Below are 9,997 nucleotides of genomic sequence, written 5' to 3' on the forward strand. Positions count from 1 at the left end.
GCCATATTACGCATTAGTCTTCACCTCTCCATATTTACCATTTTCAATGTTTACAGCAAAGATCGCATGATCTTCTCTGGCAATTTTTTGAACCTGATCAACAAAGGTGTTGCATTTTCTAGCAATTTCTAAATCTGAAATATCATTTGGACGTTTCATTTCCATTACCCCTATTCCACGTTTTCCAACGCACCTTTTTCTTTTTGATTCTTTTCTAGTAATCCCAAGCGGTAGATAAAAGCCAATCGCTCAATGTCATTCCAGTTCGTGGCGAAATCAATATCGCCGTACTTGTCGTTAAATTTATCGTTGTAATACCGCTGATCCTCGATGAACCGCCAATGCTGCTGTTTCTCTTTAATAGCCGTTGCAATCGCTTTGTAGATATACTTAGCACGCTGTTCCTCGCATTCAGCAATTTTGTCAGCATTCAATTTTTCATCAGATTCCTTAAAAACTTTGATCCGTTTGGCATACAGTGACGCTTGCTTTAGCAGAATCTTAACGGCCTGAGTCACATGCAGATCATTTTTCTGAAAGGTTTCTTTGATTTCTTGTTTATTCATGTACGGCTTCGGCATGACCACTCACCTCTGCAATCTTTTGCAAATCCTTCTTGAAGTAAAATGGCAACATCCCAGTTTCACCATCCCGATTCTTTTTAATCGATAAGTTCAGTTGTGAATCTTCTGGATCACCACTAGGACGCCATAAGAATCCAACCACGTTAGCATCTTGCTCAATCGCCCCAGTTTCCCGCAGGTCACTCAAATTTGGTTCATTGCTATTGCGTGTTTCAACGGAACGGTTTAACTGACTGAGTGCAATCAGTGGAATCTTCAACGTCTGCGTTAAGATCTTCAATCGCCTAGATACTTCTTCAAGAGCTGCCCGTGTATCTTGACGGGGATTATCCGTAGCTACTAAACCGATATGATCCACAATTGGCAAATAGTGACCGGAGCCACACCGTTGAGCATGTTGCGTAATCACACTAGCAATGTCACTGATCGTGGTGATCTGATCGTTTGACCAAAGTTTCAAGTTAGCCACTTGCTTGATCGTTTTGACCGCTGCTTTCTTTTGACCGTCACTCATTCGGACTGCTGGGTTTTTCCAAAGGTTCAGTGGAATCCCCGAAACATCTGCATAGATCCGGTGCATGTTCTGTTGGTTGCTCATCTCTAGTGAGAATATTTCAACCGTCAAATCATCATTTTGTAAAATAGCATTGACTGCCAAATTTAAAGCAAAGGCAGTTTTTCCAACCGATGGCCGGGCACCAATGACCATGAGTTGGTTTGGCACCAACCCACCGCCAAGATAACGATCCAGTCCCAAATAAGTGGTGATAAATGACGTGTTCGGATGCTCTAACTCCTGTAAGGCTTCATCAGCCAACTTCACGCTATTAAAATCACTTTGGTTATCAGTCTTTTGAGCCTCGTCATGAACTTCTTTTAAATGCTGATAATTGAACTCAGATGGATCCTTGAAGACATTTTGTGCGGCTGATTGTAATTCCCGGTTGTTATAAACCTGCTTCAAAATCTTGAACGTAGCTTTCGGATCTTCTGGCATGTCAACGCTTTGGATTGACTTGAAAATTCCTTGGACATTGAGTTTCTTGCCAAATGGCGTATCGCCAAAAGCCGCCGCAATCTGGTCAGCGTTCGTGTACCGCATCCCCCACAGGTTGATGTAACTGCAAAGGATTCTGTACGAGTTGTTGCTGAACCATTTTTCGTTAACCGTGTTGGATTCCAACACTTGCGGCTGATTGATCAAGAACCACATTGCTCTGCGTTCAATGTCTGGATTTTTTAAGTTAGTACCCATTTTCAACACCTCCTGCCGTCATATATCGTTCTGGATAAAGAATCCGTAACGCTTTATCCTTGCTATCAATTTCTGGATATTTTGCTTGAATCATCGGCAGTGCTTTGTCCAAGTCATTACCAACTTCGGAATACTTGTACAGCACAAATTTTTCACGTTCTCGTCTGGTTTTCTTGATCTGATCGTCATGTTTTGAAGCCCGTGGTTCAGGGCTAGAACCTTTAGATGCCTGCATCTTCAAGTAAAGCTGATCAAACTGCTTACGAAGCTTATATGCTGACAAGATGTTGGTTGACCAGAACGAATCTTGCTGACACCACTTGATTACCAAAGCCACGTCATGCTTATCTCGCTTATCAAGTTCGACCAGTTTACGCATATCATCAGCCCACGTTTGAAGAACCGGTTGTTTAAAGTCAGGTTTGTTTATCAAGATCTGCTTTTGCAAAAACTTGGCCAGTTTCATGTAATCGGAATTTTCGTCGTAAGTGCGTTTTTTGCGGTTACGACTAGAAGTCTTTTTATGTTTCTGTTTATGTTTATTTAATGTCACACTACTGCCTACACTGCTGTCTACACCATTGCCTACACTACTGTCTACACTGTTGTCCACACTATATGTAGACAAATCGCTGTATAGCTTGGTAATAGTGTATTCTGCAGCTTGGTTTCCTTTACGTGATTTCCATGTAATCAGCCCAGCTTGTGTAAGTCCGTTGCGTGCTTTAAAGAAATTAGAGGATTTCGAAGTGTTCTTCATTCCAGCTTTGTTGCATAGCACCGATGCAGCTACCGTAAATTTATCTGACCATGCTGTCTTATTGTTTATGGACATCAAGGCGTTCCATAAAGCAATTTCAGATGAGTTCAGTGGATTTATTTCGAGCCGATCATAGAATGCGTTTAGCTGGATAATGTAATTCATTTTGTAACCCCCTTCCTAGGTTAGGTACGCTTAGGCATCAACGTCTAAATGATCTAAGAAATCATCACCGGCTTCAGTTGCCTTGTCGTCTTTCTGCTGGCTTTGTCGGAATTCCATCAATTCAGTAGTAAGCTCGTGATCCAAAGCGCTAAGATCATTTTTTGTCATGTGGCTAAGATCATTGACCTTGGCTTTCCCAGCAGCTTTGACAAGCAACTTCTTTTCAGCAACCTTCATTTCCGCGCTGATGGCCTTTAGACGAACTTTCAAGTCTTGCTTGGCTTTGACATTGGGATCGTTAACTTGATTGGTTTGTGGCTTGGCTGGCCGTTTAGCAAATGCTTTGTGCTGAGTAGCCGGTTTGTTTTCGGCATCCTTTTGAGCTTCTTGGCCGTCATCGTCTGCTTCGCTAGAAACTCCGAAGGTCGTACCAAGTGAATAACGTTTTGCATAAGTCATTGCAGAACCAACATCTTGCGGCATGCCGCTTGTACGCAAGGCAAGCCACGGTGACTTGTACTCGAATCCGGTATCGCAATCAATGATTGTCCGAACACTCACACCTCCATCGCTGTTAGTAGTTTCTTGGCGCCAACTAAGTTGAGTGCCTTTGAGTGCTTTATCAATCGCATCAATCAAATCATCAAGTAAGACATAGTCATACTTGGTACGGCCTTTTTTGCCAGTAAAATCAACGTGACCATTCTTTTTCGGGGCAACAACTTGGCCTCGAAACTTTGACATCCCTTTGAAAAAGTCTGAACGTAACTTCCAATATTCTTTGGTTGGTAGTGCCTGTGCAATTTCTTTAACTGCTTCATTTTCTTCTGTCATTTGATTACCGCCTTCCTGTTAGGAACTAATCGAGCACCGGGAACATCTTCACCGGCCTTGAGTTTCTGATAAATCTCCGTCTTCTTAGGCTTGTCAGTTACAACGCGTTCGATATAGTCAACTGGTAGATCATGGATATCTTCAATCACCGTTGATGCCCGGTAATTTCTGGTGGTGACGATGTGGTTATCTGTCTTGATTTTCTTTAAGTTGGCTTGATCTAATGAATCAACAATGTACTGGTTGAGTGATTTGTTTTTGCTCTCCAATGATTTCTTGGCCTGCTGAAGCAACTTAATCTTCTTGGTGTAGAAGTCGATGTCAGCGTTGTTGGAATCCATCCAGCTGGCGATGTTGTCAATCTTATCGGCCATCGAGTCGTTAATGGCATCCAAAGTATCTTTGATGGCCGCTGGATCCAAGTCATCCCTGCTCTGTAACTCTCTAAATGTATCAGCCAGGCTGTATAAGCTATTTAGATTTTGCATGATTTTTTGCCTCCAAAATTTCATTTTCCCGATTTAACAATTTTTCAACTGATTTGAAGTCTTGATGTTTAATTGCGATTCGCTTAACTCGGTTCACGGCTTGAATTTGAGTACTGTCATAGTCTTCAGTCATTAAAACCATCTCCTAAGTCCATCTCATCTTCATGCTGGTCTTCATATTCGGCACATTCTGCCTCCGCCAACTCTTCTTGTGTTGGCTTTGGATCTTCGTATTCATCAGCCATGTTTTCGTAATACTCATCCTCATTCATGGTTAATTGCCTCCTTCACACGTTGCCATATTCCCTTACGGGGGTTAGAATAAATATATTGATTAATTTGATATGTGCTTAATTTAGAGACGTTTGACAATCCTACTTGTCGAGCGTCTTTTTTGCTGTCTACTTTATCCATGTCGCTCACTCCTCTTCTTCCAATCGTGCGTGGTTACCTCATGACCAATAGCAATTCCAATCATCAAAATCATCAACCAATCTGAAGTAATAATGTTCCAAAGCAACAATGCTAAATTCTGGTACCAGGTCATTATGTCCATCTCCTATGAGTACTGCTGGTGTTCAGCAATCCATTTTTCAACCGCTTTTCTTGAATAAACTCGCTGGCTGCCTTTCAAGATCGTTGGGAACCCAGGTTGATAAAGGAAGTAGGTGGTTAAAGTGTTGGTAGAACAGCTCAATACTTGATCGCAAATTTCCTGTCCAGTTAAAAGTTCGTCCGGTGTTTCATACTTAGTTACTAGATCATGTAATTGTGGAAACAACTTCTCGGCAAGCCGATTAGCAACCATTTCAGTTAATTCATGTTCATCAATTCCTGTCAATTGCATTGTATTTAACCTCCTAGCCGTTGATTGAATGACTTAATCACTTCTTCTGGATCAATGCCAACGTACTTGCAAAAACTCAGTAGCTCGGTAATCTCGGATCCAATCTCTTCCGGAAACTCTTTGCTGTAAGCATCGATATTGTGCCAATCTTTTTGTGTCCGTTGTTCTTTTGGAACGGCGGCACTTTCAAACGCCACTTGTTGAATCTGCTTTCGATCGGATTCTTCTTTTTCTTGAGAAACACTCGCTGCAAAAAGATCTGTTCGGATTCGCTTGCTCTGTAAAAAGGAAATAATGCCATAGTCTTCACGTGCTGCTGAATAATGATAGAACCAATCATCAACAAACTTGGCAGTTCGTTTTAACGTATCGTTGTCCATCTTGCGTAATCCTTGACGCCAACGACTAATTGAAGCTTTGCTGGCAGGAATTTCATGTGCCAACTTAGTTAGCGGTGATTTAAATTTGGAACTTTTTAAAGCTAAATCTAGTTGCACTGCTTCTTTATACATACTCATCATCTCCAATCGGTAAATAGCCGATAATTAATTTCCAACTTGTCAAAGTACAATACAATCAAGGATAGAAGCATGATTTACCTGTGGGCGACCGCCTTGAAGTTTCGTACTTTTTTGTTCAAAACCTGCAAAATCAATATTTTCAGTAAATCCATATTCGATCATTCGTTGAATCTAGATTCGATATGGTGTTTCAACTTCGAGGAAGTCATGCAATTCCCGACCGTCGACAGCAACAGAACCATCTTTTTGTTTGAAGGTTTTAATTAGTTCGTTCATTTGAATCATCCTTTCGTCCTTTGAATTTTGAATCCAACATCATCTTTAGTGGGATAATTAGGCTATTCCATTAACTGCTTAACGTTCGTGATACGACATAGTGCTCAAGAACTTATCAATCGCATCGGAGTTGTCTTTATCCGGGTTCAAAATGAAGCTTTTTACGGAGTAACACCACACTAAGCCTAAAAAGTTGAGCTGAATCCAGGACTCAAAGACAACTTCATTTTTTCCATTACGATATTCAGTCATATAATGATGAATCATTCCCTCACCTCCTCATGCTGTTCTTTTTGCTTGAGAAATTTACTAGCAAAGTATTGCTGCCCTTTGCCAGTAATCAAAGGCGTGAATTTATTTACCGCTCCGTGATTGGTATTAACAACTGTCTCCCGAACTTCCATTACCTTAAGTTCCATTGCTCGCTGCGTTGGTGCGTTATGTCGGCGACCGCCTCGAATTAAGAATCCGTGGCCTCGCAGCCACTCAAACAAACGATTTTGTCCCATCGGAATACCCTTTTGCCTAAGAATCTTTGCAAACGTCCCAACGGTTACCGAATCGTCAGAGGCACTCACTGCATTACCTAAGAGCGCTGGAATTCGTAATTGCTTGTTTTCCTCTGCTAAATGTTTGCGTTCAAGATACTCAGTTTTCCAGCGGTCAGCACGCTCAATCGGATCATCAATCATATAAGAATCCATCCTCGAAGTCTTAATGACTTTCTCCATATGATTAAACGCTTGAATGTACTGAAGCTTGAAATTCAATGCCGTTTTGCCGGTAAAACCCATTGCCAGCAATGTGAAGCCATCTCGGTTCATGTAAGCCATTCGATATTGCCTACCACGATTCTCATAGGCTCCTTCAGCAAACATTGATTTGGCAGCTGAATTTTCAGCCACGAGATTATCAATATTTTGAAGAACATTTTTATGCTCTTTCCCGAATGTTTCAGCAACTTGCAAACTGCTAGTGACAGCCTGCTTATTCTTCATGATTACTAAGTTATTCATTTACTCGCTTCCTGTTCTTTGATGAATCACTAACTACTCGCAGTAATTTTGTCAGAATGCTCGGTGCCTTGTATAACAAGTCGAACGTTTTGGTTAAAAAAAGCATCATCAACTGTTACATTTAAAGCATTTGCAATTTTCCACGCCGTATCAAGACTGGCTTGTTTATGACCATTTTCTATTGTACTAAGTCCAGGTCTTGAAATTTTTGCCATCTTGGCAAGCTTGGTTTGTGAAATACCCATGTATTCCCTGATGACTCTCACATTGTTTTTCATTTACTCACCTCTTTCTTTTTGATTACAAGATTAGTGTACTACCGGATATACTTAATGTCAATCATGTAAAACAACTTTTTTGTAGTTTTTTTGTTCACCATGTAATACACTTTAAATGTGAGGAGTTGAAGTAATGACAAAATTAGGAACATACTTAAGCAGCATTCGGCGTAAGCATAACCTTTCATTAAGGGAACTTGCAAAGCAATCAGAACTGTGTGATGTGCCTATTAGCCACTCAACACTTTGGGCAATTGAAAAAGGTAAGAATTCCCGAGGAAATGTTCCTCATCCAAATCCCAACCAATTAAAAACCATCAGCACTATTTACCATGTTAATTATGAAAAACTAATGAATTTGGCTGGATACACCCCTTCAGTGGACAAACTAACTGTTGAGCCAACAAGTGATGGTGCAACAATTTCGGCAACCACAAAATGGGAAACATCGCATGAACCATTAGATGTCTATGGGAAAATTACCGCTGGTATCCCTACCTTTGCTGATGAACATATCATTGGTCAAACAATTATCCCCGATGATTTAATACGCAGATATGGCCGTGACAATTTATTTGCATTGCAAGTTAATGGGGATTCGATGAGTAAGGTTATCGCTCCCGGGTTTATTGCCGTTTTTGCAAAAGACTGTGAGGTTGAAAATGGCGACATATGTGCTGTTCTAGTAGATGGAGAAAATGCTACACTAAAGAGGTTCAAGGAAACCTCAAGGGCAGTTATCCTTGAACCAGAGTCGTTTAATCCTATTTACAAACCACTGATCTTTTCTAAGAACATTGACCAAGATTTTAGGATATTAGGTAAATATGTATTTGCAACTAGTTTATTACAATAATTATTGAGGAGATCTTAAAGTGATTAATAAAAAATAGCAAAATAATAGTTTGTCCAACAAACTGACGACAATAAAAGCTGAATTTATTTGAGGAGGCCTTAATATGCATGTTAATTTGGTAAACCCTACTACTAATCAGGTTAAGCAGACAAAAGTTGGCTTTTCTTGGACAACTTTCTTTTTTGGATTTTGGCCAGCATTATTTCGAGGCGATTGGCTATGGTTTTTCGTGCAGTTAGCCATTGAAGTATTTGTGGGTATTTTTACATTTGGCATTGGTGCTGCAATTTCTGGTATTGTTTTTTCGTTTTTTTATAACAAAATTTATATCAATGAATTATTAAGTAAGGGATACAAAGCGACTGATACTAGTGATGAACGAATTCTGGTGAGCCATGGTTTTATTGCAAACAATCATCACACAGCAACACCCACGAATTAGCTATTATTTACTTTCCCCACTCGGAACCAGTACCTGTTCGACTCAGGAATGGGGAACCAACTATTCTTGGACGTTGGAATCTGGACGGTTTAATAGCCATAGCAATGACTATTACAACAGTTACAAATATACCTATGTTGTTTCAGAAAACTGGAACAGCCATTCATGGTTCCAGTTTGGTATTCATTAATTTTAAGCCCCCAACCGGGCTTTTATTTTAGGCACAAAAGAACATACGTTCAAAGGAGACGAGAGTATGCGTGACTGGAAACCAATGAAAAAACATTATGGTGTCTTCTCTTACGAAACAAAACGCGGTACCCGGTATGGCGTACGGCGTCGCTATCGTTCAATGATGGGCGATCGACACCAGTTCACCAAGTCTGGATTCACCAACTGGCGTGATGCGGATATTGCTTTGAAGAAATTTGAGGTAAAGCTTCAAGATGGCACCATCTCAACTTCTGAACAGAAGAACGTTACTGTTAATGATTATTTCCGGCAAATGGCTGAAAGAAAAAGCAAGTTAGGAATTTGGAAGGTGTCAACCGCCAAAACGGTTACTAACTTCTACAGTCATTATTTGAAGAAGCCATTTGGCACACAATTAATTCAGGACGTTTCACGAATGAAATTTCAAAGATTTATCGACCAATTGGTTGATGACGGGCTGGCTAAAACGACAATTCACAGCATTAACTCTGTTATGCAACAAATTATGAACGATGCTGAATCGAACGACGTTATTTATAAAAATAAGTTGCGACATATTGAAGTGGTTGGTGGGAAAGAACCAAGAGACCAATCTTTGGACAAGCAAGAATATAGTAAGTTTATGAAGTACGCTCAAGAACACGAAACCAAGTATATGTTTATAATGATTTACTTTTTGAGCCTGGGCGAACGCCGTCAGGAGTTAATGGGCCTGCGTCGATCATCATTTACTTTTAAGCATGATGAAGTAAATAACCGTGAATTGTGCGCAGTTAGGTTTGATTTAGGACGAACGCCGTCAGAATTAGCAGGTGGCACCTTAAAAAACAAGTCTTCTTATCGAACAATCTGGGTTGGCGGCGAATTTGTGGAAATGATCAAGTATGCCATTACTTACTCAGATAACATTCTGGCGAACTTGAACAAACCAATTGATAAAGATCACTTCATTTGGCTGAATGAAAAAACAGGCAAGCCATTGCATCCAACCTATCCTAATCGAGTGATGAACCGAATATCCAAAGGCAGTGGCGTAAAAGTGCATCCTCATCAATTACGACATTATTTTGCTACTAAAGCAATGTCAGATGGATTACCAGATATGGACGTTATGCATTGGCTGGGGCATTCAAATGTCCAAATGACCAACTCATATACACGTCCCACACCAGAAGCTTCCATCAATGTTTTCAACGGAATTTCAAAGGAAATATAAAAAGGCCGGGGGTACAAAACAAGCAAATGTTTTGTACCCCCGGTTGTACCCCCGAAAGGATTATTTTTATTATGTTTAGTGAGAATTCAGAGCCTCTTAATTCATGATTAATTCAATGGTATTATGCATTGAAGCTGACTGATAATCACTCACAAAAGTTCCATTTCATTCCCACTCAATCGTTGCTTTAACGAATTAACGCTGACACAAAGCCATTTAAAATAACACGTACCCCTTTTGTACCCG

19 protein-coding genes are annotated in these 9,997 nt (G+C 40.3%); 3 read left to right on the plus strand and 16 right to left on the minus strand.

What is annotated here, in order from left to right; all coding sequences use genetic code 11:
* Nucleotides 1–6: 6 nt before the first annotated feature.
* From QUF07_RS12185 to QUF07_RS12265, 16 genes are all read right to left on the minus strand, one after another.
* Nucleotides 7–159, minus strand: coding sequence for a hypothetical protein (locus tag QUF07_RS12185; RefSeq protein WP_217162853.1), 153 nt, complete (start codon nucleotides 157–159; stop codon nucleotides 7–9).
* 11 nt (nucleotides 160–170) lie between these two features.
* Nucleotides 171–581, minus strand: coding sequence for a hypothetical protein (locus tag QUF07_RS12190; RefSeq protein ID WP_289427612.1), 411 nt, complete (start codon nucleotides 579–581; stop codon nucleotides 171–173).
* Nucleotides 559–1,839 (minus strand): DnaB-like helicase C-terminal domain-containing protein, encoded by a 1,281-nt coding sequence (locus tag QUF07_RS12195; protein WP_289427613.1) that lies wholly within the window; start codon nucleotides 1,837–1,839, stop codon nucleotides 559–561. Before QUF07_RS12195 ends, QUF07_RS12190 begins: the two co-directional genes overlap by 23 nt.
* The gene (locus tag QUF07_RS12200; protein ID WP_289427615.1) at nucleotides 1,829–2,764 is read right to left on the minus strand and encodes a phage replication protein O; all 936 of its coding nucleotides are present in this window, start codon (nucleotides 2,762–2,764) and stop codon (nucleotides 1,829–1,831) included. The genes QUF07_RS12195 and QUF07_RS12200 overlap by 11 nt, the downstream gene beginning before the upstream one ends.
* 30 nt (nucleotides 2,765–2,794) lie before the next feature.
* Nucleotides 2,795–3,598, minus strand: coding sequence for an ERF family protein (locus tag QUF07_RS12205; RefSeq protein ID WP_289427618.1), 804 nt, complete (start codon nucleotides 3,596–3,598; stop codon nucleotides 2,795–2,797).
* Complete coding sequence (locus tag QUF07_RS12210; RefSeq protein WP_289427619.1) at nucleotides 3,595–4,086, minus strand: siphovirus Gp157 family protein; 492 nt, start codon at nucleotides 4,084–4,086, stop codon at nucleotides 3,595–3,597. Before QUF07_RS12210 ends, QUF07_RS12205 begins: the two co-directional genes overlap by 4 nt.
* Nucleotides 4,070–4,219, minus strand: coding sequence for a hypothetical protein (locus QUF07_RS12215; RefSeq protein WP_260162539.1), 150 nt, complete (start codon nucleotides 4,217–4,219; stop codon nucleotides 4,070–4,072). Before QUF07_RS12215 ends, QUF07_RS12210 begins: the two co-directional genes overlap by 17 nt.
* The gene (locus QUF07_RS12220) at nucleotides 4,212–4,358 is read right to left on the minus strand and encodes a hypothetical protein (RefSeq protein ID WP_289427621.1); all 147 of its coding nucleotides are present in this window, start codon (nucleotides 4,356–4,358) and stop codon (nucleotides 4,212–4,214) included. Before QUF07_RS12220 ends, QUF07_RS12215 begins: the two co-directional genes overlap by 8 nt.
* Nucleotides 4,351–4,500: a hypothetical protein gene (locus tag QUF07_RS12225; protein WP_260162322.1), complete on the minus strand. Its 150-nt coding sequence runs from the start codon at nucleotides 4,498–4,500 to the stop codon at nucleotides 4,351–4,353. Before QUF07_RS12225 ends, QUF07_RS12220 begins: the two co-directional genes overlap by 8 nt.
* A complete protein-coding gene (locus QUF07_RS12230) occupies nucleotides 4,493–4,633 on the minus strand; it encodes a hypothetical protein (protein ID WP_289427624.1) in 141 nt (46 codons plus the stop codon). Before QUF07_RS12230 ends, QUF07_RS12225 begins: the two co-directional genes overlap by 8 nt.
* A 12-nt stretch (nucleotides 4,634–4,645) precedes the next feature.
* Nucleotides 4,646–4,933 carry a DNA-binding protein gene (locus QUF07_RS12235; protein WP_289427626.1) on the minus strand — a complete coding sequence of 96 codons (288 nt, stop codon included), beginning with the start codon at nucleotides 4,931–4,933 and terminating at the stop codon, nucleotides 4,646–4,648.
* 5 nt (nucleotides 4,934–4,938) lie between these two features.
* On the minus strand, nucleotides 4,939–5,445 hold the full coding sequence (locus tag QUF07_RS12240; protein ID WP_065493057.1) for a hypothetical protein: 507 nt from the start codon (nucleotides 5,443–5,445) through the stop codon (nucleotides 4,939–4,941).
* A 180-nt stretch (nucleotides 5,446–5,625) separates the two neighbouring features.
* Nucleotides 5,626–5,730, minus strand: coding sequence for an antA/AntB antirepressor family protein (locus QUF07_RS12250; RefSeq protein ID WP_225362337.1), 105 nt, complete (start codon nucleotides 5,728–5,730; stop codon nucleotides 5,626–5,628).
* A gap of 78 nt (nucleotides 5,731–5,808) precedes the next feature.
* Complete coding sequence (locus QUF07_RS12255) at nucleotides 5,809–5,997, minus strand: hypothetical protein (protein WP_065493053.1); 189 nt, start codon at nucleotides 5,995–5,997, stop codon at nucleotides 5,809–5,811.
* Nucleotides 5,994–6,746, minus strand: coding sequence for a Rha family transcriptional regulator (locus QUF07_RS12260; protein WP_289427631.1), 753 nt, complete (start codon nucleotides 6,744–6,746; stop codon nucleotides 5,994–5,996). The genes QUF07_RS12255 and QUF07_RS12260 overlap by 4 nt, the downstream gene beginning before the upstream one ends.
* 29 nt (nucleotides 6,747–6,775) lie before the next feature.
* Nucleotides 6,776–7,024 carry a helix-turn-helix transcriptional regulator gene (locus QUF07_RS12265; RefSeq protein WP_035181376.1) on the minus strand — a complete coding sequence of 83 codons (249 nt, stop codon included), beginning with the start codon at nucleotides 7,022–7,024 and terminating at the stop codon, nucleotides 6,776–6,778.
* Nucleotides 7,025–7,157: 133 nt separating this feature from the next.
* Here QUF07_RS12265 and QUF07_RS12270 point away from each other — a divergent pair, with 133 nt between their 5' ends.
* The 3 genes from QUF07_RS12270 to QUF07_RS12280 all read left to right on the plus strand — a co-directional run bounded on the left by QUF07_RS12270 (nucleotide 7,158) and on the right by QUF07_RS12280 (nucleotide 9,751).
* The gene (locus tag QUF07_RS12270; protein WP_289427634.1) at nucleotides 7,158–7,880 is read left to right on the plus strand and encodes a helix-turn-helix domain-containing protein; all 723 of its coding nucleotides are present in this window, start codon (nucleotides 7,158–7,160) and stop codon (nucleotides 7,878–7,880) included.
* Between the two features lie 103 nt (nucleotides 7,881–7,983).
* Nucleotides 7,984–8,322, plus strand: coding sequence for a DUF2628 domain-containing protein (locus QUF07_RS12275; protein ID WP_289427635.1), 339 nt, complete (start codon nucleotides 7,984–7,986; stop codon nucleotides 8,320–8,322).
* A 256-nt stretch (nucleotides 8,323–8,578) separates the two neighbouring features.
* Nucleotides 8,579–9,751, plus strand: coding sequence for a tyrosine-type recombinase/integrase (locus QUF07_RS12280; protein ID WP_289427637.1), 1,173 nt, complete (start codon nucleotides 8,579–8,581; stop codon nucleotides 9,749–9,751).
* The last annotated feature ends 246 nt before the right edge of the window (nucleotides 9,752–9,997 follow it).

The sequence above is a fragment of the Lentilactobacillus sp. TOM.63 genome (assembly GCF_030361045.1).
GTDB classification, from domain to species: Bacteria; Bacillota; Bacilli; order Lactobacillales; family Lactobacillaceae; genus Lentilactobacillus; species Lentilactobacillus dabitei.

Bases quoted from the DNA above. Each gene is read 5' to 3' on its own strand.
- QUF07_RS12185 (WP_217162853.1), bottom strand. From the start codon at position 159: ATGAAACGTCCAAATGATATTTCAGATTTAGAAATTGCTAGAAAATGC.
- QUF07_RS12190 (WP_289427612.1), bottom strand. From the start codon at position 581: ATGCCGAAGCCGTACATGAATAAACAAGAAATCAAAGAAACCTTTCAG.
- QUF07_RS12195 (WP_289427613.1), bottom strand. From the start codon at position 1,839: ATGGGTACTAACTTAAAAAATCCAGACATTGAACGCAGAGCAATGTGG.
- QUF07_RS12200 (WP_289427615.1), bottom strand. From the start codon at position 2,764: ATGAATTACATTATCCAGCTAAACGCATTCTATGATCGGCTCGAAATA.
- QUF07_RS12205 (WP_289427618.1), bottom strand. From the start codon at position 3,598: ATGACAGAAGAAAATGAAGCAGTTAAAGAAATTGCACAGGCACTACCA.
- QUF07_RS12210 (WP_289427619.1), bottom strand. From the start codon at position 4,086: ATGCAAAATCTAAATAGCTTATACAGCCTGGCTGATACATTTAGAGAG.
- QUF07_RS12215 (WP_260162539.1), bottom strand. From the start codon at position 4,219: ATGACTGAAGACTATGACAGTACTCAAATTCAAGCCGTGAACCGAGTT.
- QUF07_RS12220 (WP_289427621.1), bottom strand. From the start codon at position 4,358: ATGAATGAGGATGAGTATTACGAAAACATGGCTGATGAATACGAAGAT.
- QUF07_RS12225 (WP_260162322.1), bottom strand. From the start codon at position 4,500: ATGGATAAAGTAGACAGCAAAAAAGACGCTCGACAAGTAGGATTGTCA.
- QUF07_RS12230 (WP_289427624.1), bottom strand. From the start codon at position 4,633: ATGACCTGGTACCAGAATTTAGCATTGTTGCTTTGGAACATTATTACT.
- QUF07_RS12235 (WP_289427626.1), bottom strand. From the start codon at position 4,933: ATGCAATTGACAGGAATTGATGAACATGAATTAACTGAAATGGTTGCT.
- QUF07_RS12240 (WP_065493057.1), bottom strand. From the start codon at position 5,445: ATGTATAAAGAAGCAGTGCAACTAGATTTAGCTTTAAAAAGTTCCAAA.
- QUF07_RS12250 (WP_225362337.1), bottom strand. From the start codon at position 5,730: ATGAACGAACTAATTAAAACCTTCAAACAAAAAGATGGTTCTGTTGCT.
- QUF07_RS12255 (WP_065493053.1), bottom strand. From the start codon at position 5,997: ATGATTCATCATTATATGACTGAATATCGTAATGGAAAAAATGAAGTT.
- QUF07_RS12260 (WP_289427631.1), bottom strand. From the start codon at position 6,746: ATGAATAACTTAGTAATCATGAAGAATAAGCAGGCTGTCACTAGCAGT.
- QUF07_RS12265 (WP_035181376.1), bottom strand. From the start codon at position 7,024: ATGAAAAACAATGTGAGAGTCATCAGGGAATACATGGGTATTTCACAA.
- QUF07_RS12270 (WP_289427634.1), top strand. From the start codon at position 7,158: ATGACAAAATTAGGAACATACTTAAGCAGCATTCGGCGTAAGCATAAC.
- QUF07_RS12275 (WP_289427635.1), top strand. From the start codon at position 7,984: ATGCATGTTAATTTGGTAAACCCTACTACTAATCAGGTTAAGCAGACA.
- QUF07_RS12280 (WP_289427637.1), top strand. From the start codon at position 8,579: ATGCGTGACTGGAAACCAATGAAAAAACATTATGGTGTCTTCTCTTAC.